This is a genomic window from Micromonospora sp. WMMC250 (genome assembly GCF_027460215.1).
GTDB lineage: Bacteria > Actinomycetota > Actinomycetes > Mycobacteriales > Micromonosporaceae > Micromonospora > Micromonospora taraxaci.
Genome location: NZ_JAPZBJ010000002.1, coordinates 2,354,321 through 2,380,110, shown reverse-complemented (window position 1 = coordinate 2,380,110; position 25,790 = coordinate 2,354,321). Strand labels below are relative to the sequence as shown.

The window sequence follows — 25,790 nt, the reverse complement described above, 5'->3', positions numbered from 1 at the left end:
CGCGTTCAGTGCTTTCGGACGGATCCATGCCGCTCCTCGGAACGTGCCTCAGGATAAATGATCTGGTTGCCGATGCCCTGGTTCGCGTAGACGGTCCCACCGGCCGGGCTGTTTTTCTGAACGAACGAATTTGCTGCCGGATGGCTGTCCGCCCCAACTAGCCCAGTTTGGTCGGGTTCGATGCCGGCGTCGAGAACTTCGAAGGCAAACGCTGCGGCATTGCGAGCCGCGGGAATCTGCCAGCGCGCGTCGTTCCCGGCAGTCTTGTCGCTCAGCAAGTCGGATATCCCGCGCACAACCAGGGCGGAAACGCCCTCGTTGACATAGGCGCCACGAAGAAAACCATGGCTCTCCATGTCGACCGCCAGTGCGTCACCGCAGTAAGCGGTGAGGAGCCGCGCAGTACTCGATCGATCATTCGCCACCACCTTGCCCCCAGCGGCGATCGGCTTCACGAACGCCGTTGGACGGTGCGTGGGCGGTCGAGGCAGGATCCGTTCCTGCCACCGGGCTCGGCGAACAACGGCCTGCGCGCGCTGCACCAGGCCGAAGGATGGGGCGGAGGTCTTGACGCGCGGCAGGTAGAGGTGCTCCTCGTCCTTGCCGGACTCGTAGTCGTACACCGCGTCGGCCACGACGACATCGCCGTGCCGGACATCCTTTCGGCCGCCTGCGATACCGACGAACATTGCCACGTCGGGAGAGAAGGTCGTCACGGCGCGATCGAGCAGAATGCCTGCCGTTGCGTTGCCAGGACCAGCCTGTGCTACTGCGACATGCCACAACGCTTTTCCCTGAAACACGCCGGTGTCGAAGATCATGCCACGTTTCCAGCGCTCGGTCGTCGGCTGCGTCAGATGCTCGACAACAGCGGCGTGCTCCAGATCCAATGCGGTTAGGAAAACCACCGTCGGCATTGATCACTCCTCCAGTCTCAACACGGACTGATTCCGCAGTCCTGGAAGTTCTTCCAAAGCTGTGGCGAACGTGCCGTGAGCGGTGACGAACGTTCCGCACGCCAGCCTCTTCTGCGACGTATCGTTGCGTTGGCATCGACAACGTCGCCATCGGTCGACCGCTGCCAACTCACGGGACAGTAAGCTTGTTGCGGACTACTGAGCAGCCACCATCATCAGGCAGTCGGTTGTTCCAATTCAGACGTTGGATGGTTTTCGGCTCCGGACGGATTGCTGTCGTGCGCAGCCCGTCGAGGCCGTTCGGCAGCAGGCTGAGATCTGGAGGTGAGTTCCCCAGGCCCTAGTTGACGGCGTGCGAGTAATGGCAGTCCGCTTGGTGCTCGCGTCGGTACAACAAGGCGTCCGCCAATGGACGAATGTGCACACGCGACCTATAGAATGATCGATTGCGTACCACGTGGACTCCGCAAGGCGATCCGGCAGCAAGGGTTACTTCACGACCGCGCAGGGTCGATCGCGCCCACGACGCTACGGCGATAGCGAGTTATTGTCAACATGACATCTACGGGTGGATCGGAGGGCCCAGGTCGGCTCGAAGCATCGCTGGATGGAGCCTGGTCGCCGATCCTCGTCGGTAGAGGGCGGCAGGTCGGCCTGTACCGACGAGACGCTTCTCGCCGGTCGCAACCACAAACCCCTCGGTCTTGATCACTTTCCGGCTGAAGTTGCGCGGATCGAGCTGGCCGCCCCAGACCGCCTCGTAGACGCCACGAAGCTGGCCGATCGTGAACGGCTCAGCGCAGAATGCGGCAGCAAGAGTCGTGTGCTCCAGCTCTATCCGGGCACGCTCGATCGCCATCTGCAGGATTTCGTCGTGGTCGAATGCCAGGTGGCCGTCTTCCTCAAGGCTGTCCAACGGCCTCCAACGTGCACCACTCGCATCGGATCCGGCAATCGGCATCGGCAGATTCGGCGCTATCGCGAGATACGGCACACTGACCACCCGCCCGCGTGGATCGCGGTCAGGGGCACCGGCGACCGGCAGCTGTTCGAGGTGCAGGCCCGACGCGCTGAGGCCGGTCTCTTCGCGCAGTTCGCGATGAGCGGCAGCTAGAGGGTCCTCTGTCCCCCGCAGGAATCCACCCGGCAGGGCCGGTCGGCCGGCGAACGGAGGGTTTCCTCGCTCGATGATGAGAATCTGCAGCTGATCCTCACGGACGGTAAGGATGACGAGGTCCACAGCGAGCCGCAGCACCGCATGATCACGTGTCCCCATGCTCAGAGCGTAGTCAATGCGCCATTTACATGCTGCGTAGCGGTTGGCTTCGACGTGGCGCAGGACGGGGACGGCCTGCGCGATCGCGGTGGCGCGGCGCCGGCCGCAGCGCAGCTCGGTCTGGATCTTTCAGGTCTTAAGCGTGGCGACGGCTCGTCCGCCGCGAGTGCGGATTCTCGCGCGCGCCCGGTTGACTGCCTTCTGCCGGCGTGACAGCTTCGGATGGAAGCGGCGCCGCTGAACGGGGTGCCCCCGCTGCCCTGAGCGCGCCGACAGAGTGCGCGCGGGTCGTCTTCTCAGCGAGACTGCGGCAACGATGAGAGGCGAGGCGGCCACGGTCGGCAGCCTTCCGCACACGTGCAGCACCAGCCACATAAGTAGCTGGCCACGCGGGCCACCCCGGTTCAGCCATCGCGGCCACGCTCGGTGCCTGATCATCGATGGGTCGCACCGCCTTCAAGTGCGTGGCGACGCCTGCCTACAGTGTCGGAACATGGATGTGTTCGTCGACCTACTCGGCTGGTTCAACCCCGAGCGTACAACCGCCGTAGTCGCTGTCCTCGCCTTGGCTGGCATCGCCTACTCGGCACAGTCCGCCTCAGCAGCAAGAAAGCAAGCCAAGAGCGCCAAAGACCAGGCAGAGCGCGCAAAAGAGCAAGTTGAGCTCGGAAAGCAACAGGTCGACTTGCTGATGCGGCAGGTCAGGCAGGCGGAGGCTGTCGAAGCAGCAACTCAGCAGGCCAGGCGGGAGTCGCTCCAGCCCAACGTCCTCGTCGACATCGCTCCGGGCGCCAACGACCCCGGCGTGTTCGTCTTGTCGATCTCGAACATCGGCGCTTCGGTTGCAAGGAACGTCCGTGTCAAGGCACTGGATGAGATGGTCCGGTCTGATGGATTGAAGCTGCATGAGCTGACGGTCTTCACTGAGCCGATCTCCGTGATGCCTCCAGGACAGAGGCGTCAATTTTTCTACGACGTCAGCTTTCAACCGTTCAAGGGCAATTCTCCGCTGCGGTGCCGCTTCGAGGTTGACTGTGACGGGCCGTTCGGGCCGGTCGAGACCGCCAGTTACGACCTGGACCTGACGCCGTATCAGGGCGGTTGGGCCGCCCCGACCACACTATATTCGGTAATTCAGCAAATTAAGGAGGCAGTGTCATCGCTCGACTCAATCGGCCAAGCCATCCGAGACGACGGTAGCGTTGCACGAGACAAAATTGAATGCAAGATCGTTCAGTCGACGCAGTTGGAGGATACCGCGACGACTTGGCGGCCGGCTGACGAGGGTCGAAGAGGAACTCGATCGAACGCAATGGACGACAAAGAGGCAGGTTAATCTCCTAGGTACGCCTGGGCATGGCATGTTCGCGCAGGAAGCCGCGCCGTTAACCTTCACCGGACGCGCTCATTCGCGGCCGAGCTTCTGCGCTGGCCGCCGCGGCAGCACCGGGCACCGCCTGCTGTCGTGTCTCCGCCTGACCGACCATCTGTCATCACGACGGGCATCGTGGAGATCCACGTTCCGCTGACACCGACTCCAGATGTTGCGCCCGGCATCCATCCGTGCTCTGAGTAGACCAGGTCGAGGACCTTCTTGACGAGTCGAGGACGAAGCCCCTGTCGAGATCTACGGCGAGATGATGCAAGCGCCGCGGCGCTTGAATCTTGTCGGTCTCGACCTGGCGGACCCGTCAGTCTGACGGTCCGTCGGTGTGCGGTAGGGACTTGTGAAGCAGCCGACGCGCGAGTCGATGGGTTTCGTCGGACACGTCCTCATCGATCTCCTGAAGCGCTGAGGTGAGTGCTCCCAGCCGAGCCTTGATGGCTGCGGTGTCGCCGACGTTGGCCTGAGCGTTCATGGCGAGGCGAGCGACCTCCTCGTTGATCGGGTCGATGTCGCAGGCAGTGTCGAGAAGGGTCCGGCCTCGACCGGGGTCGGTGTCGGCGAGCAGAACCGCGAGTCGGGCGTGGATGTTGACGCCGACCTGCCTGCATCTGTGCTGCGGCCCGTCCATCCATTCGAAGCTGTCGTCGTAGAGCAGGCCGTTCCAGTTGCTGACTGCGTCGTCGAGCGCCGCGCGCTGGGCATCTCGGTCGGTTGTCGCGCCGGCGCGGCTGACGGCGTCGAGGACGCGCCACCAGTCGACGTCGAGCAGGGCCGGGTCGAGGTAGTAGCGCCCGCCGGGGTTGACGACAGGCCTGAAGGTATCGCTGACCGCGCTGGGGTCGAGTCCGGTGGCGTGGGTCAGCCGATTGCGGAGGTTGGCGACGTTGGTGGACAGGCGGTCACGGGCGCGGCGCGGGGTGGCATCCGGCGTCATCGCTACCTCAATGTCGACGATGTCCGCACCTTGACGGTGAACGGCGAGGTAGGTGAGGAGTTCGTAGCTGGCTCGTCGGACGCCTGGGACGGGGTTTCCGTCGGCGCCGAAGATGATCGGCCGGCCGAGCACCTGGACGCGTACCCGTGACTGCCGCTTCCCGCTGGCTCGATGAGGTTCGGCGGGTGGGGTTGGCCTGACTGGCGGTGCTGGGCTCGCGGCGGTCCCTGCCGTGGATGTGTCGTCGTCACTGCTCGTGGAGTCCGGCCCTTCGGGCGTCGGGCCGCTGGGCGGGGGAGATGGCGACTCCCCGGTGTGAGCCTCGCGAATGACGGTGAGCATCTGCAGAGTGGTGTCAGCGTCTAGGACCGACAGCTTGGGGGCCTGCCCCGGTTCGTTGCTGGTGGTGGTGCCGTCGGTTGCAACAGTGAGGGTGGTGCCGCGTGGCCATTGGCCGGCGATGACTGCGCTGATGGCCAGGGGGTGGCCCAGGTGTAGCGCGGTGGATAGCCGAGCCCGGATCGCGGTGTCGGGGACATCGGTGATCAGTGTGATCGGTGGAAGGGGATCGTGGTGTGGGTCGGCGTCGTGGAGCGCGGCGACGTCGGTGACGTCGGCGTCGGTGACGGCACGTGTGCGGTGGATGATCTGTTCTTCGACGTAGGTCAGGGCATGGTCGAGTCCGGCGGTGACCCGCAGCCGAGGTATGGCACCGACCAGGTCGGTGATCGCGGTGCCGCCGAGCAGGTCGGCGAGAACCGTCGCGGGGATCACTACCTGCCCGCGGGCGTCCGGGTCGTGAACACTGCCGGAGGAGAGCGTCGCCACGAGCATCGCGCGGACGGCATCGGCTCCGCCTGGTCCGGTGAGGCCGAGGCCTCCGCGTGGGTGGTCGGGTAGTCCGGCCAGTTGCGGTCCGGACGGTCCGATCGGTGCCAGCGGTGGCCGTTCGGCGCCCGCGAGGTCACGGACTGTGGGTTGTGGCGGCGGGGGTGCCAACAGTTCGGGTGCCTGCTGACGGACGGCCCGGCGTAGCCGGCTCACCACGGCGGGCAGGGGCTGCAGGGTGGGATCGGTAGCGGGGTCTGTGTCGGTGATGGGGTTGTATCGGGTGCGCCGGCGTAGCCACACGATCGACGAGGCGGCGGCCAGTGCAGCGGCCAGTCCGATGCCCACCCATCCGCCCGGTACGCCCACGCCGCGATCCTCACCGGTCGGCCGAACGGCATCGCTCTGGTCGGGCGTCGCCGGGCTGGCGCTGCTTGGGGTCGAGGCCGGACCGGAAGACGCCGGCATGCCTGGTGCCGGCTCGACCACACCGTCCGGATCCTCAGTAGTCGACGAGGACGGTGTCGACATGGGTGGGGCTGTCGTCGTGGCCGGGCCCGGTGAGGCGGGCACTGGGTCGGCACCCGGTGGTCGGGCGGGTTTGGCGGGTGCCGGATCGGTGGCTGGTGGCGGGACAGCGTCGGCTGGCATCCGTAGATCCCAGCCGGGTTGGATCAGGCGGGGGGCTCGCAACGTGCCGCCGACCTCGAAGTGTCGGCCGCGGTTGAGCTGCCAGATCTCGGGCCATCGGTTGCCGTCGTCGAGGCATTTCTCGGCGATGACCCAGAGGCTTTCGTTGCGTTGGACGACGTACACGTAGCTCTTGTTCTTGATGAATACGTGGTGTTCACCAGCGCACAGGATCGGCGGTTGCTGCTCGACGCTGACCTTGGTTGGGCCGGTCGCTTGATTGCCGGCAAGCACCACCGGGGTGGCGTGCGCCGCTGCGGCCGGCACGACCGCCGGCGATGGCGGGGGAGTCGCCATGGTCGGCGCGACGGTGGCGGTGGCGACGACTCCGGCAGTGAGGCCGGAGAGCAACCACCCAGCCAGGGTCTGTACGGACGTCAAGCCGCGCAGTCTCGGCATGGGTAGGCCGCGAATTCCGGCGATTGCCTCGGCGAGGAGGCTGGCGGTGAACACGACCCAGAGCAGCCACAGGGCGATGGCCAGCAGGTTGACCGCCATCGTGTCGGTGAAGCCGGCAGTGAGCCATGCCTGCCAGCCGGCGGTGTCCCGCGGGACGGTGCGGGGGAGGGGCCAACCGATGTGGGCGGCGAGACCGTAGGGGATGCCGACGGTGATGGACAGCAGCGCGATCGCGCTGGCGAGGCGGGTGAGGAGCCGGCTGAGCGCCGCAGTGACGTTCATGGCTACCCCCTTCACGGTGGTTAGCTGGTCACAGGTTCGGCGCGTTCAGTGGTCGAGACGGTGACCGTGGTGATCCCGATGGCGGCGAGTAGCGGTGTGGGTCCGGTCTTGGTGACGGTGACCGTGACCAACGTCGTGGTGGCGGAGACGGTGCCGGTCGCTCCGACATGGGCGAGGTACTCGGTCGCCGCGGCTTCGGCCAGGACCGGGTCGAGTTGTACGGTGCCGGCCGTGCGGAGTAGGAGTACATCGATCTGGTCTGCTCCGGCCCGTGCGGCCTGTTGGGCGACGTGGCGTGCGTCGACGCGCATCGTCATCGCGGCACCGCCGTCGACGATCAGTGCGGCTGCGAGCATGCCGACGAGGAACATGCCGGCTGCCCATCCGGTGCCCGAGCCGCGGTCTTCGCTAAGCTGCCGGCGGACCGTCTCCAACCAGGTGCGGCTCACGGGACGATCTCCGAATACGTGTCCAGTGGGGCCCTGGCGGTCGCGGTCGTGTCGGCGCCGCCCGGGGCGCTGACGCCGATCAGGTCGCCGGTGGAGACGTGGCACGTGACGGTGACGGTGACCGAACCGCCACGGCCGAAGTCGTCGAGGCCCGTGACAACCGTCAACGGGGTGCATCCGCGTGCACGACCGGCGAGGTCGGCGCGGGCGGCTTCCTCGGCGGCGGACTGCGCAGCTGCGGCGGTGCGCTGCTGGGATGCGGCGCGGGCGGCGGATGCGGCGGCGGCGTGTACGTCGAGGCGAGTGGCCGACAACCGCCATGCGCCGACGATCAGCATCGCCAAGATCACCATGACCGGCAGGACGAGCCCGACGACCTCGACCGACACCGAGCCGCTGTCTCCGGACAGACTCTGTTGGGGAGGTCGTGCCCGGCTGCGCTTCGTCATCGACGCCTCGTTCCTTTCGCCGGTCTCAGCTCACGGGTGGGACATCTTCGGTGGGAGCCTGGACTTGAACCTCGATGGGCACGGTGAGCCCTGGCACGGGAACGACACGGTTCGCCGTGCCGGTGATCGTGACGGTTGTGGTGACCGGCCCACGCTCCACGGTGATCTGGATGTCGTCGATGCCGGCCGGGTTGGTATCGGCCAGGACTTCAGCGGCCTCGCTGTGGCCAGACTCGGCCGTCGCCCCGTAGACCCGCGCCGCCTGAAGTGCCTCCTTGGCGGCGTGCCGGGCCGACTGGTCGGCCAGCGACCAGACGGCGGCTTGCACGATCACGGTCAGAGCGAGCAGGAAGATGACGGTATAGCCGACGGTCTCGGTCGTGACTGAGCCGCGGTCGCCGCGAAGTCTGCTGCGGAGGTGCTGCCTGTTCCTGCTCGGACTCCCCATGATCGTGACGGTCAGAAGCCGATGGTGATGACCAGGGAGTTCCAGTATTGCGTCACGGTGTCCCGGAAGAGCATGCCGATGCCGCCGACGACGACGATGAAGATCGCGATCCACATGATCGTGTCGACGGTCTCGGCTCCGTGCTCGGGATTCTCACGGATGGCACTGAGGCCGTAGGCAAGGTTGGCGCGTAGCCGGCGGATCACGGTGATCAACTCCTTCGAGCTTCGTACGGCTGTGGTTTCAGAGGCCGGTGCGGATTGCTGCGATGGCTGGATACAGCAGGAACAGGCCGTAGCCGAGGGCGATGAGCATGACGGGTAGGGACATCCGGACCCCGGCCGAGCGGGCAGCGGATTCCATTGCGGCGGTTGTGCGAGCGCGCATCCCCGAGGCCCGGGCAGCGAGGGAGGCTCGGACCCGGGCTCCTTCGGCCCCGGCCAACTGCATCGTGGCGGCCAGCTCGGCCAACTCGTTCACGCCGGTGTCGAGGCCCAGTTGGCCAAGAGGCCGCCACGGGGGCTGCCGGGTCAGCCGGGCGGTGCGTAGCGCGGCGCGCAGCTGGTCGGCGGCCCAACCGGTGCAGACACTGGCGGCATCGTCGAGCGCCTGTTCGACGCCGGCACCACCGGCCAGGCTGATGGTGACCAGGTCGAGCATCACCGACAGGGTGTGGCGCAGCTGGGCACGCCGCCTCTCCGCCTGAGCGCGGGCCCGGGTGACCGCCCATCGGTAGCCGATCAGTCCGCCCAGGCCGGCGAGCCACAGCGGCACCAACCCGCCGACACCCCACAGTGCGGCCAGGACGGGCAATGCCAGTACCCCCAGGCCGATGGCTGCGGCCTGCTCGGCAAGGAACGTGGGAACGTCCTTCTGCAGCACCGCCAGATCGCTGCGGGTGCGGGCGGTGGGCAGGCCCAAGCGCACGAGGGGTGCACCCAGCACCTGATAGCGGCGTTGTCTGGCGGTCATCGGCGGCGGTGCCGGACGACGTAGGCCGTCGAGCACGTCGACCAGGGCAGGTCGGGTGGGACGCAATCCCAGCACGACCAGCGTAAGGCCGGTTCCGGTACCGGCCCCCAGCAGCAGCGCGTCGCGGATCACCTCGTCACCACCTGGGGGTGGGGGATGGCGCCGGCCAGTACCCGCTCGTCACGGGCGATCCGGGACATCCGGCTGAGCCAGATGAACCCGACGGCGAACATCGCACCCACGATGGCGAGTACGACCTGCCCGGCCACAGTGTCGTAGGGAGCGAGGAACGTGCGGTTGAGCAGCACCTGTCCGACGGCCATGACCAGGGTGATCGCGATGATGATCCGCACCGACGTGCGGGTGGTCGCCCACTCGGTCTGGATCCGCATCCGGGCGGCGGCCTGCTCCCGTGCGGTTGCCGCGAGCGCACCGAGCTGCTCGGCGAGGTTGCGAGCCTGCCTGGTGGCCGCCAGCAGCAACGACGCCACGACCATGTCCCCGGTCGGATGATCGAGATCAGCGGCGAACGCGCGCAGCGCGACCGGCAGGCGGACCCCAGCGTCGATCGCCTCCGCCAGCGCGACGACCTGCGGTCGGATCGCCGATGGCGCCGTGCCGGCCGTCGCGGCGATCGCCTCCTCCAGCCCAGCTGCCGCGGCCAGCGTGTCGCGCAAGCTCTCCGTCCAGCCCGCGATTGCCTCCAACTGTTCCTGCTCACGCTGATGAACCCGGTTCCCGACGAGCACCGTGGGCAGGCTCCACGCCGCCAGGCCAGCCAAGATCGCGCCGACCAGCCAGCCGGTTACCAGCCCCGAGAGCACCGTCGCGACGATCACCGTTACGGTCCGCACGGGGGTTACGGCCACACCAGCTCGTCGTAGCAAACTGTCGACCGGTGCCGGGCTGTCACGGTCGCGCCGCCGGATTCCGTCGAGGATCATCCACAGGCCGAGGCCTGTGAGTAGCCCGAGCAGCAGCACGACCGGTGAGCCCATCCGTGTCACCACCCGTCACGTTCGAGGACAGCAGGATCCAGGCCAACGTCGATGAGCCGGTCCATGGTCTCGTCCCGCAGGCGGGTCGCCGGCACCGCCTGGCGACCAGGACCGGGCCGGTATACCTCGTTGGACATGATCTGGTCCCCATCAGTGCCGACGATCTCGCGAACGGAGGAGACCACTCGAAGGCCATTGGGAGTGCGGTCCAAGTGCACGACGATGTGCACGGCTTCGCCCAGCAGCGACGTCGCGGCACTTCGCGGATAGGACGCCGGGGGTTCCATCGCATAGGTGGTCATCCGCAGCAGCGCCTGCGAACTCGACGAGGCATGCACCGTCGCCATCGACCCGTCCACCCCGATCGACATCGCCTTGGCCATCTGCACGACCTCAGCCCCGCGAACCTCGCCGAGAATGACCCGATCCGGCGTCAACCGCAGCGCGGCGCGGACGCACTGATCCAGGCTGAACTCGCCCACGCCCTCGATGTTTGCCTGCCGTGCCTGCATCGAGACCATGTCCGGGTGGACCTGCGGGTCCAGCGAAAGCTCGCGAGAGTCCTCGATCACGATCAGGCGTTCCTGCGTGGGAATCGCAGAGGCGAGGGCCCGCAGGAATGTGGTCTTTCCTGCGGCGGGGCCGCCGCTGATGACGATGTTCCGCCGGGCCAACACCAGGCCGGTGAACAGATCCGCCATCGTCGGCGTCAGCTCGCCCATCCCCACCAGGTCATCCAGGCTCACCTTCACCATCGGGTGCCGGCGGATCGACACCGCGACTCGATCGCTGATCACCTGCATCGCGTGCAGACGCGCTCCGCCCGGCAACTGCATGGCGAGTTCGGGGGCGTCCGGGTCGAATCGGCGCTCATGGGCTCCGAGCCGGGCGCCCATGTCGCGCAACTGCTCGATCAGTTCGGCATCGGAGTGTGCGACTGCGGCCACCTGGGCGCGGCGGCCGTCGCGGTACTGCACCTGCACGTTGTCGCAACCGTTGATGTTGATGGTCTCGATAGCCGCGTCGTCGAGGAGCGGTTGCAGCCCACCGGCGCCGACGAAGGAGTTGCGCAACGCTTGTCGAATCCGATGTTCGGCGGTCTCGCTCAGTGGGGGTTGCCCGCGGTGCAGCGCTTCGCGTGCGTACTCGTCGAGGGCGTTGGATATCAACAGGTCGACGTCGCCCATGCTGTCTGCTCCGCCGACGACCGACACCTGTAGCCGGACGGCGACCGTGGCTCGTAACGCATCGAGAACCTCTCGCTCGCCACCGGTCAGGGCATGGGCGCCCCCCACGCCCATGCTGTTCCCCGGAGCGGAATGCCGAGCGTTCATCGGCCGCTCACCCCGGCGTGCTCCGTCACCGGCGCGACGGACGTCTCGGTCCTGGCGTGCCGATCGAGGTCCAGCGCAAGGCCACGACAGGCCCGCAGCAGTGGCAACCGCGTCCAGCCCGTCGACTGCCAACCCCGCCGCGGCACCATCCGTCCGGCCAGAATCCCGGCGCCGCGACGGTCGTTCGGGACGGTCGCGGCCAGCGGCAGCCCAAGGCTGCCGGCCACCTCCACTGCCGGCCACCCGTCGCCACCTACGGTCACCAGCTGTACATCCCGGACCAACCCGGTCAGCTGCTCGACGTGCTCGCGTCCCTGGCTGAGGTCTCTACCTTTTGCTGATGGGATTGGTCGGCCCGTCGGGCCGTTCAGTCGTACATCCGCAACCCGTACCTCATCCTGTACGGGCCTCAGCACCACCAGCAGGACGTCCACCGCCGATAGCAGCGCCGACGCCGGCGAAGCTGGCTCCCACCGGCCCACGTCGAGTACTACCGCCGGCCGGCCAGCGGCCAGCATTCGCAGCATTCGAGGTCCCCGAACAGCTAACGCCCGCAGGCTCGCCGCCGCGGCGCCAGGCTCCGCTAGGACCACGTCCACCCCGGACGGCAGCGGTTGCACCCACCGAGACGGATCCATTCGGACATCGGCCCCGGAGCGGGCATCGGCGGCCAGCGACGCCAACCCTGGCTCCCGCCCGCCATCGTGGTAGGTCCGGCCGAACCGCGCCATCAGGTCGCCGCCGGCAGGGTCCGCCTCCACGACTACGGCGCCTGGTTTGGGCCAACGCAGTGCCAGCCCCAGTGCGAGTGTCGTCGCGCCCGGCGAGCCCTTCGCGCTCGTCACCCCGATCAGCACAGTGCTCAGCCGCCCGAGCCCTGCAGAATCAGCGATACGTCTCCCGAAGCGACGCTGACCTGGAGTGCCGCGTCTGACGACAGCAGGAGCGATACGGCCGTCAGCCCAGCAGCGTCAGGGACCTCGATCGCTGACACCGATGCGGACGCTCGGACGGGTTGCGCAGTTGCAGAGCCGTTGCCCGTCGGCGGCACTACCAGGACGGTCACCCGCGAACCCACGGTCATGCCGGCGGGCGCCTTGCCCGCCTTGACGCCGACGGCGATGACCGATTGGCCCACTGGCGGAAACGCCGAACCGCCCATCTGGCCGGGTGACAACAGGCTCCCGGCGACCAGCGGCACCGCGGCCGTCCGACCGACGACCGTCGTGCGCTGCGATTCACTCACTACCTGCACGGCATCGCCGGGCACGATCCGTACGATCTTCAAGTCTGGGTCCTGGATCGTCTGGCCTGCCCCCACATCGCGGGCCAGTGCCAGGACCGGGGTTGCCGGATCGGTCCGCAACGCGGTGCCGGCGAACAGCAGTGAGCACGCGATTGCGAGAACCAGCCCCAGCATCACGTTTCGCGGTGAACGTCGGCGCACCCCAACGGGCGCAGGTGTGGACGACGATCGCCCGTTCGCCGCCGTGGCCGGTGTTCTCGTCAATGACACGGCCATCGGTCAGCCCGCCCCGTTGAGTGCGGACGAGCGCTGCACCCGAAGCGGCACGACAGCGGTCGTCGTCACTGGATCGACCGACCCCGACGTGCCACCGCCGACCCAACCAATCTCCCAGGTCACTGTCGCCCGCACCTCGTACACTCCGCCCGGTCGGCCGCTCGACGGTGCCTTGTAGGTGTGGGTGCAACTCGACGCTGCAGCCGGATCCATGCCCGCGCTCCACGGCATTCCCGCACCCGAGCAGGTAAAAGACGCCCCGTCACCAGTTGACCACCGCACCTGCTTCGGTGAGGCGGTCGCCGTTACGCTGAGGCCGGGGACCGAAGCCGTCGCTGACCGTGCCCGATAAGAAGGGCCGTCCAGCCACAGCCACGTCGGCACGTTCAGCAGCTGAGCCGCTGGCGGAGCGGGGTTGGCCCGGATCGCCGGCACAGGCAGATTCAGCTGGGAAATCGCAGACCGCGCCAAGACCGCCGGATCCGGCGACTGCGCATCCGCGATCCACACGGGCAGCCTCGCTGAAGCCCCGCCATCGCTGACGCAGTGGCGCGAATACCACGCTCCGGGCTGAGGGGCACCCGATGGCGGATCATCCCGGCCAATCAAGACGTAGCGGCAACCATCCGCACCCTCGTGGCCACCACCGGAGCCGTCACCGGTGTTCGACCCGCCGTTGTGTCCGTCCCCGGAGCTCCCGTCGCCGATCGAGGGCGGCGTCCCCACCTCGACGGAACATTCAGGCACGTCAGGGGTTATGCCGCAGTCCACCGGTTTCCACTTGTCGGCCTGTGCGGGGGACGCAACCACCAGCAGAACCAGGCAGCAGGCTGCGGGCATGACACCGACAGCTGCCAGGTGCCGGCGCCTCAGCACGAGCCGACCCCCTGGACCCCAAAGGACGTCACCTTCCAGCTCTCGCCGACCATACTCACGGTCGCGTTGACCAACCGGCGCCCGCCGGGTGAGTCGTTGAACGGAGTGCCATTCGGAGTCGCTCTCACCCTGGTCGCGCCGGAGGTATCCGCGCAGTCTCGGACTTTCGCCTGGGTCGGCGCGGCCGCGGGCGTGAGGGACTGGATCGACGGGGCCACAACGACTCGGCCCTGCCCGACCAGACCTTCACGACGATCGGACTGCAGGCCGCTTCTCAAAATCTTGAGCGCATCGCCGGCCGCGAATTTGGCCAGCTCCGGGTGGTCCGGGTTCGACGTCAGCCCGGCTTCGTCGTAGGCGGCCCACATGCCGCGGTACGCAGCCAGCGCGAGATCCTCAGGCGTAACCGGTTTGGCGGGCGAGGTGGATTGATTGCCGGGCGTCGGCGTTGGTGAGCCTTCATTGTCACCGTCACCACGTGTGCAACCTGCCCCGATTCCCACCAGGCCGATGAGCGCGAGCACGGCCACCACCCTCCCCCTACGGTGTGCCACCAGGTGCCTCCATCACGGTCAACATGTTCTGTCCTATCCCAGGATCAGAGCCTGCCGCTACGGCACGTGAGTGCGCTACAACCGCGCGCGCCAATCGTGCGTCCAGGTCGTGCGCACTGCTGGTAGGGCCACCTGGCGCCACCGCGACGGACTGCTCAGCTCCGCGCAAGGGCTGAACAGAGCGGAGCCCATCGACAACCACTGCTCGTTACGGATGGATTTCGTTTTCACCCAAAGCGGCTCTAACCGGCAGCCCTCCGTCAAGTCGACAAACGAGGGGCCTTGACACCGCTTCGACTACTCGGTGAAGTGAGTCCTTCGCGCAATGTCAGATTCACGACAGCTGACGTCTCAGGCCAGGCGTTGGGCACCTGTGCGGGGGAGACGGTGAGCCGTGGCATTGATCCACTTTCGGATCTTGGAGCAGGTTTTCGGACACAGCTGGTGGGCTTCGATTTTGCTGACGCTCGCTGACCGACAACTGCGATACACCGAGCTCGCTGCCGCCCTCGTTGAGCGCTGGGGAGCGAGACCCGGCGACGGCCACCTGTCCAAGGCGCTCAAGCAGATGCGCCAGGCTGGGCTCGTCGACCAGATCGACGACGGACGTGGGTACCTGACCTGGACGCTGACAGCTGAGGCGCATGAGAGGGCCGAGATGCTGGCAATGATCGAGAAGGCCCTCGAAGAAGGCCACATCAATGTCGAACGAAACTGAGATTACGGGTCGTCCGTCTGACGTTCCTGGCTCGATCGCCCGCCGGCCCGCGCTGCTGCGCCGCAGGTGTCGCCACGTTGGACGATGAGTACGTACGAGAACAGGCCAGGGCGGCTACCGACGACCCGCCGAGGCGACACATCAGCGCTGCGTCGCTCGGCGGCGTGGTCGTCCTCCAAGGCAAGCAACCTGCGGAGGACGTAAGTTCACTGCTCTGCTCCTGGCACGAGCCATTCGGCGAGCGGATCAACATGCAACTCGGTGGCCAGCATGGCCGCGATGGCTGCGACGTCAGCAGGGATAGCCGGCCGAACCAGCATGGTCCCCACCGCGTTCGTTGCGCTCGCCGGTCAGGGGTGGGTGCGGAGTGAAGAACCCGGCTGGGATCGTGCTGCCGAGCGGCGCGCGCCACATCCGCCAGATCTTGGGCCCTCCGTCGGGCAGGACCATCGACGGACCGGGTAGGTATCCGAGCCGAAGATAGAGGTCACGGTTGCGGGGGCTGGTGGCCTCCACGTAGGCGGGCAAGCAAAGCGGGTCAATTTGTTGGTGGTGGTTACTCAACAGCGCGGTGCCAGTTCCCTGGCCTTGATGTTCGGGGCTGACGGCGGCGTAGGCGAGGTAGTGGTGCGCCTCGGGTGGGTGGTGCGCTTCGAACATCGTCTCGAGTAGGAGGAACTTCGGCGCGTACGCGCCGGTCGCTTCCTGCACGCCCACGTGGCGGTCGGCGGCGATGCTGGGAGACGGTGCCGGGCGGGCGTACCAGATTGCGGCGGCGGAGCCGTCGGAAGTTGTGTCCACGTGGCCGTATTGCAGGCTGTGCCCCACAACGTGGGTGAAGTAGCGGTAGGAGACGAAGCGGCGATCGTCATGGTCGGAGATCAGCCACTGGGCGACCGGGTCGTGGAAGAACGCCTCGGCGAGGACGCCGATAAGTCTGCCCGCGTCGTCGGGCGTGGCCTGACGTGCGGTCACGTTGGTGCTGATGCTCGTCATGCTTACTCCTGTGATGCGCAGGTTGCTATGGGTCTCACCTGAGGCAGTGGCTCACGGTGATTTCCGGTAGGTGACGGAGGCATAGTCAGCGATAGGCGGCAGTGGCGAGGTCACCGATGGCGGCGTCTACGGCGGCGGTGATGTCGCGTACCGGCTGGTAGTGCTGCCCGGCGATGGCCTTTAGACGAGCGGTCAGGGTGGCGGTGTCGTCGAGGTAAAGGTGGTGGGTGAGGCCGAGGTCGGCGACGAGGCCGGCGAGGGCGGCGCTGTGGTTGGTGGGCTGTTCGCGGCCGGTGGCGAGGTAGCGCAGGCGGGAACGGGCGACGACCGCCCATCTGGTGTCGGTCGGCAGGTAGGTGTCGGCGCGTATGAGGCCGCCGAGGCGCCGTCGGGTGTGGTGGCGCAGGATTCCGCCGGCGACGAGTCCGGCGCGGGTGCGGTCGTAGAGGTCGTCGGAGAACCCGCGCAGCCATGCCCGTAGGGGTGGGTGGGTGTGGCGGATGGTGGCGGTCGCGGCGTCGGCGATCAGGTCTCCGATTGGCCGGTCGATGTGCGGGTGGATGCGTTGATGGTTGGCCGGGCGGGTGTCGTCGTTCGGGTCGAGGGTCACCCGCCCGGCCAGGTACAGGTCGATCAGGACCGCGCCCGCGAGCCCGAGGGCGAGGGTCTGCCGGTGCACGTGAGGGTGTCCGGTGTCGTCGTCGTGGCCGAGGAGGTACAGGTCATCGCGCAGTGGCAGGCGTGGGATCGACGCGGTCATTGGCGGGGGTTTCCTACCGCAGTCCGGCGGTGAGCCGCCGCAGCCGCTCGTGCGCCCCGCCATAGGCGGGCCCGGCGGCGGGAAGCAGGGTTTTGTCGACGGCGGCGAGGACGGTGTAGTTGGGGTCGCACACGTTGCCGATCGGCGCCCGCCCCGCCTGCGACATGAGCTGGTAGGCGTCCAGGGTTTCCAGGCCGGTCAGGGTGCTGGCCCAGCCGACGAGGTCGTGCTGGGCGATGCGGTAGGCGTCCTCCAAGGGCCTCGCGCACCCGATCGTCAGGATGTCCCGGTCGGTCTCCAGACGCGGCCACGGCGTGCTGATGCCTTTGATGATGTCGATGGCGAGGGTGGTGGTCGTGGCGATCTCCACGCCGACGCCGCAGGCCTCTCCCTCGCCCTGGCGGGCGTGGCCGTCGCCGAGGGCCAGCATCGCCCCGTGGACCTTCACCCCCAGGTAGAGGGTGGTGCCGGCGCGTAGGTATGGGGTGTCGAGGTTCCCGCCGTGGGTGTCGGGCACGAGTGTGGATCGGGCTTCGAACCCGCCGGGGGCGACACCGATCGTGCCGATCATCGGGTCCAGCGGCAGGTCCACGCTGTGGTCGCTGCGCGTGGCCTCGAACCGGACGGTCCCGGCCTGCCGGTCGATGCCGTACACCCACACTCGCTCCTCCAATGCAGGCTGAAGGGTGGCGGTGTGGGCGGTGGACGTCAGTGCCCCGAAGTGCGGGAACGTCGAGGACACACCCCAGTCCCGCGCGGGGACGATGGCGGCGAGGTGGACGGCGAGGGTGTCGCCGGGCTCGGCGTCCTCGACGAAGAACGGCCCGGACACCGGGTTGAGGTACGGCATGCGGCACACCTGCGACGGCAGGTCCGCCGGCCCTCTCACGAGACCACCGAAGCAGTCCTCCGTCGCGACGGTGAACACGTCCCCGCCGCGCACGTGCGCCACCGGCATCCGACCGCCGAAGGTGTAGGCCAGCTCGTCTCGGGCGGGCCGGTAGGTGAACGTGTCCATGCCGGTCACACCCGCTCCACGTGACGCGCCTGCGGCTGCGCGGGTGCCAACCCCGAGAGGACTGGTCGGCGGCCGGACAGGTACAGACCAGCCAGAACGACCATCCCGAGGGCGAGCCAGGCAAGGCCGAGGCGCTGGGCGGCGATGTTGGCGTTGACGACCACCCACACCAAGATGGCGAAGCCGACGGCGGGCATGACCAGGTGCGCCCACCAGTTCCCGCTGCGCTTCCGGATGAGGTGGTGCACCACGACGGAGACGTGCAGGACGAGGAATGCGACCATCGCTCCGAAGTTGATCAGCGACGACAGCAGGGTGATCCCATCCGCACGGGTCGCCATGTACAAACCCAGGACCAGGGACACCGCCCCGGTGAGTAGCGTCGCGTTGATCGGCACGTTGCGGCGGATCGACACCTTCGCCAGAAACGCCGGCAGCTGCTGGTCACGGGCCATCGCGTACAGCAGCCGAGACGTGGCGACCTGCGCGACCATCGAGTTCGGCAACCCCCACGCGATTGCCGTCGCGACCGCGCAGAGGGTCCCGAGCCATCCTCCGCCAGCCACGGCGGCGGCGTCGTAAAAGGCGGTGCCATTTGGGTCACCATCGGCCAGCAACGAGGCCGGGTCGGGGACGAGCATCGCGGCCAGCCACGTCTGCGCAATGAACAGCACCCCGGCAAGAATCAGGACGGCCGCCATCGCGCGGCCAATCTGACGGGAGCCGCCCTTGGTCTCCTCCGCCAGCATGCTGATCCCGTCGAAGCCCAGGAAGGACAGGACCGCGATCGACACCGCACCCGCCACCAGCGACCAGGTGAATGTGTCGGCGTTGTAGAACGCCGCCCAGCTGAATCGACCCTTGCCGGTCGCGAGTGCCCAACTGGCGACGGCCAGGAAGATCGCCAGGACGATCAGCTCGCCGACGAGCATTACCCGGGTCACTATCGCGGTCATGCGGATGCCGACCGAATTGACGATCGTGTTGACCGCGACGAAGCCGAGCAGCCACAACCAGACCGGCACCGCGGGCACGATGGAGTGCATCGCCACCGATGCCACCAGGTACAGCAATCCCGGTACGAGGACGTAGTCGAGGAGGATCACCCAGCCGGCGAGGAAACCCACCGGTGCGCTGATGCCCCGGCCGGCGTAGTTGTAGACGCTGCCCGACATCGGGAACGCCTTCACCATCTGCGCGTACGAGAACGCCGTGAACACCAACGCCACGACACCGACCGCGTACGCTAGCGCCACCATCCCGCCGGAGCCGGCGTACACGCTGCCGAAGATCGCCATCGGCGCGATCGGCACCATGTACACCAGGCCGTAGGCAAGCAGGTCCCGGAAACGCAAACGGCGGCTCAATTCCTGGCGGTAGCCGTAACGCATCAATTCCTCTTGCAGTTGCATCGAAGCCATTCCGATCATCTCGTATTTGTTCGGGCAGGGCAGCCGCTGCCGGTCAGACCTGCGGGGCCTTTCCACCTCGAGAGGGTCGCCCGGAATGGTTGGCCGGGTCGATACCGGAAATGCGGACAGAGGAGTTGTCCGCATGGAGAGGGCTCTGCCCGCGAACCGGCCAGCGGCCAGCTCGGCAGGAGATGTCCGGCCGGGGCAGGTAAGCCCGGCGTAGAGTCGCCGATGTCCGAGGGACACTCGCCCCGGCCGGTCCAGCGACGGGCGGGGACATGCCAGAGTTGTTCGAGGAGGCCCCGTGCAAGTGGCGGATTCTGACGCCGCCGTCTCGTTGGCCGACGCTGTCAGCGCGTCTGTCAGCTACGACCAGCTTCGTGTCTCTGACGGCATGCTCTATTGGTTGGAAACCCGTCCGGACGCTGGCGGGGTCACGACATTGACGCGCTGGCGGGCCGGCGAGGGCAAGCTCGACGCCAGCCCTGCGGGATTCAACGTCGTCAACAACGTTCACGCGTATGGTGGTGGGTCTTTCGCCATTGCCGGGGAGTCGTTGTGGTGTGTCGGCGAAGGTGGCCTGTACGAGGGTCGTCATGGCGGTGAGCTCGACCTGGTCAGCCAGGCGTCCTTGGGAGATCTGACGCTCGGCGACGGCGAGTTGCTGGCGGTGCGAGAGTCGGACCACGGCGACGAGTTGATCGCGTTTCCACTCACGGGTGCACGACAGCTGAGAACCCTCGTCGCGAGCAGAGGTTTCCTGAGCGCACCAAGGCCAGGTCCGAGTTCCCTGGCCTGGTGTGCTTGGAGCGAGCGCGACATGCCTTGGGATGCCTGCGAGGTATGGGTGGCGCCCTATTCATCACATGGGCACATTGCGGCACCGGTCAAGGTCGCCGGCGGTGCCGACGAGTCAGCGATCGAGCCTCGGTGGGGACCCGATGGCGCGTTGTACTTCATGTCAGACCGCAGCGGCTGGTGGAATCTGTTCCGCTGGAATGGAGACAAGGTCGAGGCGGTGGCATCCATCGCCGGCGAGTGCGCCGCAGAGCCGTGGGAGCTGGGTTACGCGTCATACGACTTCCTCGACGACGGGCGAATCGTCGTAGCAGTGCAGGAGGGGCCGCGACACCGACTCGTTGTCATCGACACTCACGGCGCCGTCCGACAGGTGAATCTGCCGTACACGTCGATCAAGCCCTATCTGGCCGCGCTGGGTACGGCGGTGGCGTTGATCGGTTCGTCACCAACGGCGGCGCCCCAGATTGCGCTCGTTGACCTAGCCGATGACGACCCGCAGGTGGAGGTGCTTGCCCGATCGGAGCATGCCGGGCTTGCCCGGGTGCAGGTGTCGACGCCGACAGAGCTGCGGGTCCGCGTCACAGATGGTCGTGAGGTCTTGGCGCTGGTGTATCCACCGACGGGCGCACCGGCGGCGTGGCGGGCTCCCGTGATCGTTCGGGCGCACCCTGGGCCAACTGCATCCTGCCTGCTGCGCCTGGACTGGCAGGCGCAGTTCTTCACCAGTCGGGGATTCGCTGTCGTAGACGTGGACTACCTCGGCAGCACGGGGTACGGCCGAGCCTTCCGGGAATCCCTGTACGGCCGGTGGGGCCTGGACGACGTCGACGACTGCACAGCAGTGGCGAACCAGATCCTGACGGCAGGACAAGCCATTCCCGGACAGGTCTTCATCCGCGGTGCCAGCGCCGGCGGATACACCGCGCTGCACGCGGTGGCGCAGGACGGTCCGTTCGCTGCTGCCACCGCCGTTTCAGCGATCGTGGATCCTGACCGGTGGACCAAGACTGTGCCCCGATTCCAGCGTGCGCACGCCATGCGGCTTCGCGGCGGCGCCGGGCGAGTCGATGCCGCTGCCGTTCAGCGACCTGTGCTGTTCATCCACGGCACTGCCGATGAAGTGGCCGTGGCCGAGGAGGTACGGGAGCTTGCCGATCAACTGGAGGCTCGCGGTATCCCTTACGAGCTTCTACTCCTCTCCGACATCGGCCACTACGTGGCAACATCCAAGCGGGCGGGTGCGGCACTGGAGGCGGAATTGGCCCACTACCGGGCAGCGATAGCAGCTGCCGCGGCCAGTCGAGGCGGTCACACTGCCGCGAGCGGCAGCTGATGGCGAACGTACTCGCCGAACTCACGAACCTCTAGCTCGCACCGGTAGGGCTCAAGGTCCGCTTGGACCTCGACGACGCGCTGCAAGCAACGGTGCGAGGCGGTCTTCGCCGCATGATCTACCGCCTCTCGGCCGGCAACGCACGCTTCATCAATGCGGCCGGCGGCTGCCAACGACGAGGCCAGTAGCGCGGTGTCGATGGCAAGACGACGGACGTGCGTGGGACTCAACGCGGCAAGCGCGACAGCCAGGTGCTGTTGAGTCTGCTGCGGTCTGCCCAGGTCATGGAAGCAATGGGCCATCTCGTCCGCCAGATACGCCGTCGTGAAGTACCGAATCCACGTCGGCTCGTCCTCAGGCCGGCTGCGGGCCAGATGTCTCTCCGCGATGTCGAGGTGCCTGAGGCACTCGCCCTCACGTCCGAGTCGGGCGTGCGAGCGTGCCACCACGGCGTGCAGCCCTGCCTTGACGGCTGGCGTCGCCAGACCCTCACCGCCTCGCACCGCCGTAAGCGCCATCCGCAGGGCCGGCTCGGGGTGACCGCAATGCAGCGCGAGATGGCCGATGTTTACAGCCAGCAGGTAGCTGCCGTAGAGGCGGTCGTCGGCGGCCTGCGTCAGCCGCAACGCGCGTAGGTAGCGGCGCTGCGCGAGACCATGGGCACCGGTATCGACCGCCTGGTAGCCACACAGCTCGAAGAAGCCAGCCGCCAGCGTGTACAAGCGCCGACCGATTGCTTCCGAGGCGGGAGGGTTCGCCAGCAACCGGTTCAGCTCATCCTCGATGTATCGCTGCACCTGAGCGTGGACTCGTCCAGCACCGTGCGTGTGGTCCAACTGCCGGAACATTTCGAGGGCCGTCTCAGCGGAGAAGATGTCCTCTTCGCGGACCTGATCAGGCGAGCCAGGCCGCCGGGTCACGGAGAGGAGGGGACCGGCTGAGGCATTCAGCCAGTCCAGGGCGGCACGATCAAGGACCCCTGGTTGAAACGGAACCCGGATGACCATCTCAGACGTCCCCGACGGTCGCGCCGAGTAGGTACGCAACAGGTTGGCGACGCCGGCATGGCCGGCCGGCGAGGACACCGACTGCTCGCCCTCGCTATTCGGCCTCTTCCCAAGCAGGGGTAGCAGCCGAATCAAGGCACCGTCGGCCGCCAGCGCTCTGTCGCATGCCTCGACGAACTCCCGGGAGGGAAATCGGTCCGCTGTCTCGACCCGACGAACCAGATCAGCGCTGAAGCGGATCATGGCGCCCAGTCGCGCCTGGGAGAGGTCGGCCCGCTCCCGCATCCGGCGTAATTCGGCACCGAAGAAGTGGCGCTCGGATAAGGACGGCTGCAGCGCCCGCGGGGTCTGACCCATGACACCGCCTCCTCAGGCCACTCCCATACCAGATGGAATCGAGCGGCATGGACATCGCGCACATAGGGTCACTCACGGTCCGGCAAGACGCAACCAAGCACGCCAAACATCGTCGGTGAGTGATCCGCATTGTCAGCGCGGGGCATGCGGACATCCACTTCGTCCGCATGCCGGGGATTCACTCTTACGACTCCAAGGGGGAGCGTTGAGACGGGGCGCTGACCTTCCGTCAGTTCCACCCTGTTCGTACGCCCCATGAACATGCGGTGGAGCGCGGAGCGGGCGTACCCCTGGTCGTTGGAGGGCTGCGCCAGTTGGCATCGGCCGCGACGGGGACGGGCGCCAGCATCGCCTCAGCTTCTGTGAATGGCTACCGCCGGACCTTGGGTCGCCGTGCCGGTCGTCTGGGCCACGCCCGCTTGCCGACCCCAGCCGCAAGGGAGAGCCGCTATGCCACCCAGCGCACCCGGGCGATCGGGCGGAACCGATTCCGCCCTCGCCGCTCAGATCGACCTGCTGGTCCGTCCTGGGCGGAGGTCGCTAGGTCTCCACAGTCCCGCCCAATTGCCGCACCAGGAGGCCGCTTCTGAGCCGGGCCGGATCAGTAAGGGCATCGTCACCAGCCCAGCTCAGTTGCGCCAGGTCACTCAGTCGGAGAGCAGCAGCTCGGCACGTTCCCTTCCGCTGCTGCTGAGCGTCAATCAGGAGGGCGGCCGGTTGAACGCGTTGGACTGGCCGGGCGTCGCTCAGTTGCCCGGGAACCTGGCGCTCGGTGCGGCGAGGGACGAGGGCTTAGCCGAGTCGGCGGGCGTGGCGATCGGTGAGCAGTTGCGGGCGGTCGGGCTGACGTGGAATTTGGCTCCGGTCTGTGACACCGCGTCGTGGCCAGCGCTTACTGCGGTCGGTACCCGTGCTTTCGGGTCGGATCCTGAGCAGGTAGGGCTGCTGGCTGTGGCCTTCGTACGCGGACTGCAGGCCGCTGGCGTGGCGGCGACCGCCAAGCATTTCCCGGGTCTGGGCGGAGTCGGCGCAGATCCCCATCACGTCGCGCCGGTCGTTGACCGGCTCGGCCCAGGGGCGTTGCAGCCGTTCCGTGCGGCGATTGGCGCGCAAGTGGCATGCGTGATGGTCGGCAGTCATACCGTCCTTGCCCTTGACAATCGACCGGCGGTGGCATCGCCGCGCGTGCTCGGCTTGCTACGCGACGAGCTGGGTTTCGACGGTGTAACGGTGAGCGAGAACCTGTCGATCCGAGCGGTGCACCAGCCGCTCGGTGGCCTAACCCGGGCGGCGGTCGCGGCGGTGGCGGCCGGCGTCGACATCGTGATGCTGGACTCGGAGGTCTCCCGCCGGAGCAAGCAGCCGGCCGAGCGGGCCGCCGCAGTTCGGCGTCGGGCGGAGGTCGTGCAGGCGCTCATGGACGCTGTCGAGCATGGCGTGATCGACCGTCAACGGGTCGGCGCGGCTGTGGCCCGTGTGCAGGCTCTGCACCGCCGGTACGGCTTGACGCCCGGCTCCGCCCGGCCGACCTGGCAGCAGGCGAACGCGTCAGCCTGGAGGGCGGCTGACCGGGTCGCCGACCGGTCGGTAACGGTGGTGCGCGGCACCCATCTCCTTCCGTTGGACGTGCCGCCCGGCAAGGTGCTGGCACTGGTGAGGGTGCCCGACGCCGGGCAGCGACGGGCCGACAGTGCCCGCCACGGGCCGGATTATCTGCCGGCGATGCTCGCCGCGCATCACCGTGTTCTGCAGGTCCCGGTTGGCGCCCCGGTGCCGACAGCCGGCCCAGTAATCGTCTACGGCTACGACACCCGCGCCACCACGGTGGGTCTGAGTACGGCTGCCCGGGCGGCCGCCCGCCTGACGGAGCTCGGACGTGCGGTGGTTCAGGTCGCGCTAGGCGACGTCGACGACCTGGCCGGCTCACCCGCGCCGGTGCTGGTGGCCGCGTTCAGCCCGCACCGGCCCTCTGCCGCGGCAGTGGCCCGGATCTTGCTCGGCGACGGCCGTTCCCACGGCGTCTTACCCGTGTGCGGTGGACCATGGTGACTCCGGTGCCAGCGCGCCAGCTCGCCAGTTTCCTGCAGTGCCTGTACGAGGCAGCGGGAATGAACCGACCGGGGGCGAGGGTGATGGCCGACGCCCACGTGGAGGCTGACCTTCGTGGCATCCCCGGCCACGGCAGCCGATTGGCCCCTAACTACCTGGACAAACTCCGCACCGGGCGCCTGAATCCGCGTCCCTTGATCCGGACCGTGCCCGGCGGGGAGGCGATCCTGGTGGTGGACGCAGACCTGGCCCCGGGACCGGTAGCGGCCCGCTTGGCGGTCACCGCGGCGATGCTCCGCGCTCGGCGTTGCGGCGTCGCCGCCGTGACCGTTCGCCGGACCGGTCATGTCGGCGCGCTCGGCATCCCTGCCGCGCAGTTGGCCCGGCGCGGACTGGTGGGCGTGGCCGCCGCTCAGGCGTCGGCGCAGAGCGTGGCCCTGCACGGCGGCACCAGCACGCCGGTACTCGGCAGTAGCGCAATCGCGGTTGCCGTCCCGGGCCCGGACCCGCAACGCCCCGTACTGGTGGACCTTGCCGCCGCTGCGATCTCCTGGGGTCGAGTGCAGCAGCTGGCTCGCGATCGACAGGTGTTACCGGACGGGTTTGCCCTCGACGCGGATGGACTCGCGGCCCACGCCCCGACCCTCGCTGCGGTCCTGCTGCCCGCGGGTGAGCGCGGCCAGGCTCTGGCGATCGTTTTGGAGCTGCTGGTTGGCGCGCTGACCGGTAGCGCCCCGTTGCCGTCTGGGGATGACGGTCGCGGCTTGCTGGTCGTAGCTGTTGACCCCCGCTGCCTCGGCACCGGCGATTCGCTCGCCGCCGGAGTTGCCACCGTTGCCCGCGCGGTACGTGACCAGGGCGCCCGGATGCCCGGGGACGGCGCCTGGTCTCACCGCGAACGGACCCGCCAAAGCGGAATTCCCCTCGACCCCGGCGATCTCGCCGCGCTCATCGACGCCGGCCGGCGCGCGCATGTCCGTGCTCCCCACGGATGGACCCACCCCGACCCTTCCCGCTAAACCAA

The 25,790-nt window shown here is 67.7% G+C and carries 23 protein-coding genes and 1 pseudogene; 5 read left to right on the top strand and 19 right to left on the bottom strand.

The genetic code is table 11. The annotated features are described in order from the left end of the window. Positions 1–5 precede the first annotated feature (5 nt). The 3 genes and pseudogenes from O3438_RS10240 to O3438_RS10230 form a co-directional block, all read right to left on the bottom strand. Positions 6–917 (bottom strand): 5'-methylthioadenosine/S-adenosylhomocysteine nucleosidase family protein, encoded by a 912-nt coding sequence (locus tag O3438_RS10240; protein ID WP_269679747.1) that lies wholly within the window; start codon positions 915–917, stop codon positions 6–8. Between the two features lie 562 nt (positions 918–1,479). Further along, complete coding sequence (locus O3438_RS10235) at positions 1,480–2,193, bottom strand: NUDIX domain-containing protein (protein WP_269683611.1); 714 nt, start codon at positions 2,191–2,193, stop codon at positions 1,480–1,482. 33 nt (positions 2,194–2,226) lie between these two features. After that, positions 2,227–2,454 (bottom strand): annotated as a pseudogene (locus tag O3438_RS10230) (IS5/IS1182 family transposase); the annotation flags it as partial. 232 nt (positions 2,455–2,686) lie between these two features. On the opposite strand from O3438_RS10230, the gene O3438_RS10225 reads away from it, so the two are divergent. Beyond that, complete coding sequence (locus O3438_RS10225; protein WP_269679746.1) at positions 2,687–3,529, top strand: hypothetical protein; 843 nt, start codon at positions 2,687–2,689, stop codon at positions 3,527–3,529. Positions 3,530–3,884: 355 nt separating this feature from the next. Here the strand turns inward: O3438_RS10225 and O3438_RS10220 are convergent, their stop codons facing one another. The 11 genes from O3438_RS10220 to O3438_RS10170 form a co-directional block, all read right to left on the bottom strand. Further along, complete coding sequence (locus O3438_RS10220) at positions 3,885–6,713, bottom strand: BTAD domain-containing putative transcriptional regulator (RefSeq protein ID WP_269679745.1); 2,829 nt, start codon at positions 6,711–6,713, stop codon at positions 3,885–3,887. 20 nt (positions 6,714–6,733) lie between these two features. Beyond that, positions 6,734–7,162 carry a pilus assembly protein TadG-related protein gene (locus tag O3438_RS10215; RefSeq protein ID WP_269679744.1) on the bottom strand — a complete coding sequence of 143 codons (429 nt, stop codon included), beginning with the start codon at positions 7,160–7,162 and terminating at the stop codon, positions 6,734–6,736. Beyond that, complete coding sequence (locus tag O3438_RS10210; protein ID WP_269679743.1) at positions 7,159–7,611, bottom strand: TadE/TadG family type IV pilus assembly protein; 453 nt, start codon at positions 7,609–7,611, stop codon at positions 7,159–7,161. Before O3438_RS10210 ends, O3438_RS10215 begins: the two co-directional genes overlap by 4 nt. 25 nt (positions 7,612–7,636) lie before the next feature. Next, positions 7,637–8,059, bottom strand: a complete 423-nt coding sequence (locus O3438_RS10205; protein WP_269679742.1) for a TadE/TadG family type IV pilus assembly protein — start codon at positions 8,057–8,059, stop codon at positions 7,637–7,639. A gap of 11 nt (positions 8,060–8,070) precedes the next feature. Next, positions 8,071–8,274 carry a hypothetical protein gene (locus O3438_RS10200; protein WP_269679741.1) on the bottom strand — a complete coding sequence of 68 codons (204 nt, stop codon included), beginning with the start codon at positions 8,272–8,274 and terminating at the stop codon, positions 8,071–8,073. A 28-nt stretch (positions 8,275–8,302) separates the two neighbouring features. Continuing rightward, complete coding sequence (locus tag O3438_RS10195; RefSeq protein ID WP_269679740.1) at positions 8,303–9,163, bottom strand: type II secretion system F family protein; 861 nt, start codon at positions 9,161–9,163, stop codon at positions 8,303–8,305. Further along, positions 9,160–10,029, bottom strand: coding sequence for a type II secretion system F family protein (locus O3438_RS10190; RefSeq protein WP_269679739.1), 870 nt, complete (start codon positions 10,027–10,029; stop codon positions 9,160–9,162). Before O3438_RS10190 ends, O3438_RS10195 begins: the two co-directional genes overlap by 4 nt. 5 nt (positions 10,030–10,034) lie before the next feature. Beyond that, positions 10,035–11,216 carry a CpaF family protein gene (locus O3438_RS10185; protein ID WP_269679738.1) on the bottom strand — a complete coding sequence of 394 codons (1,182 nt, stop codon included), beginning with the start codon at positions 11,214–11,216 and terminating at the stop codon, positions 10,035–10,037. A gap of 143 nt (positions 11,217–11,359) precedes the next feature. After that, positions 11,360–11,626 (bottom strand): hypothetical protein, encoded by a 267-nt coding sequence (locus O3438_RS10180; protein WP_269679737.1) that lies wholly within the window; start codon positions 11,624–11,626, stop codon positions 11,360–11,362. Between the two features lie 599 nt (positions 11,627–12,225). Further along, on the bottom strand, positions 12,226–12,783 hold the full coding sequence (locus O3438_RS10175; protein WP_269679736.1) for an SAF domain-containing protein: 558 nt from the start codon (positions 12,781–12,783) through the stop codon (positions 12,226–12,228). A gap of 971 nt (positions 12,784–13,754) precedes the next feature. After that, positions 13,755–14,285 carry a hypothetical protein gene (locus O3438_RS10170; RefSeq protein ID WP_269679735.1) on the bottom strand — a complete coding sequence of 177 codons (531 nt, stop codon included), beginning with the start codon at positions 14,283–14,285 and terminating at the stop codon, positions 13,755–13,757. A gap of 424 nt (positions 14,286–14,709) precedes the next feature. Between O3438_RS10170 and O3438_RS10165 the strand changes: the two genes are divergently transcribed. Continuing rightward, positions 14,710–15,033 (top strand): hypothetical protein, encoded by a 324-nt coding sequence (locus O3438_RS10165; protein ID WP_269679734.1) that lies wholly within the window; start codon positions 14,710–14,712, stop codon positions 15,031–15,033. Positions 15,034–15,324: 291 nt separating this feature from the next. Here O3438_RS10165 and O3438_RS10160 read toward each other — a convergent pair whose 3' ends face one another. From O3438_RS10160 to O3438_RS10145, 4 genes are all read right to left on the bottom strand, one after another. Then, complete coding sequence (locus O3438_RS10160; protein ID WP_269679733.1) at positions 15,325–16,029, bottom strand: GNAT family N-acetyltransferase; 705 nt, start codon at positions 16,027–16,029, stop codon at positions 15,325–15,327. A gap of 85 nt (positions 16,030–16,114) precedes the next feature. Then, a complete protein-coding gene (locus tag O3438_RS10155; RefSeq protein ID WP_269679732.1) occupies positions 16,115–16,789 on the bottom strand; it encodes a GOLPH3/VPS74 family protein in 675 nt (224 codons plus the stop codon). A 13-nt stretch (positions 16,790–16,802) separates the two neighbouring features. Continuing rightward, a complete protein-coding gene (locus O3438_RS10150; RefSeq protein WP_269679731.1) occupies positions 16,803–17,816 on the bottom strand; it encodes an acetamidase/formamidase family protein in 1,014 nt (337 codons plus the stop codon). Then, positions 17,813–19,219 (bottom strand): APC family permease, encoded by a 1,407-nt coding sequence (locus O3438_RS10145; RefSeq protein WP_269683610.1) that lies wholly within the window; start codon positions 19,217–19,219, stop codon positions 17,813–17,815. The genes O3438_RS10150 and O3438_RS10145 overlap by 4 nt, the downstream gene beginning before the upstream one ends. A 304-nt stretch (positions 19,220–19,523) precedes the next feature. Between O3438_RS10145 and O3438_RS10140 the strand changes: the two genes are divergently transcribed. Next, complete coding sequence (locus O3438_RS10140) at positions 19,524–21,353, top strand: S9 family peptidase (protein ID WP_269679730.1); 1,830 nt, start codon at positions 19,524–19,526, stop codon at positions 21,351–21,353. Here O3438_RS10140 and O3438_RS10135 read toward each other — a convergent pair. Continuing rightward, positions 21,329–22,717 carry a helix-turn-helix domain-containing protein gene (locus tag O3438_RS10135; RefSeq protein WP_269679729.1) on the bottom strand — a complete coding sequence of 463 codons (1,389 nt, stop codon included), beginning with the start codon at positions 22,715–22,717 and terminating at the stop codon, positions 21,329–21,331. The two genes, O3438_RS10140 and O3438_RS10135, sit on opposite strands and share 25 nt — an antisense overlap. A gap of 450 nt (positions 22,718–23,167) precedes the next feature. Here O3438_RS10135 and O3438_RS10130 point away from each other — a divergent pair, with 450 nt between their 5' ends. Together O3438_RS10130 and O3438_RS10125 are read left to right on the top strand one after the other, a co-directional pair. After that, positions 23,168–24,766 (top strand): glycoside hydrolase family 3 protein, encoded by a 1,599-nt coding sequence (locus tag O3438_RS10130; protein ID WP_269679728.1) that lies wholly within the window; start codon positions 23,168–23,170, stop codon positions 24,764–24,766. Next, entirely contained in the window at positions 24,760–25,785 is a 1,026-nt protein-coding gene (locus tag O3438_RS10125; protein WP_269679727.1) for an Ldh family oxidoreductase, read from the top strand. The genes O3438_RS10130 and O3438_RS10125 overlap by 7 nt, the downstream gene beginning before the upstream one ends. The last annotated feature ends 5 nt before the right edge of the window (positions 25,786–25,790 follow it).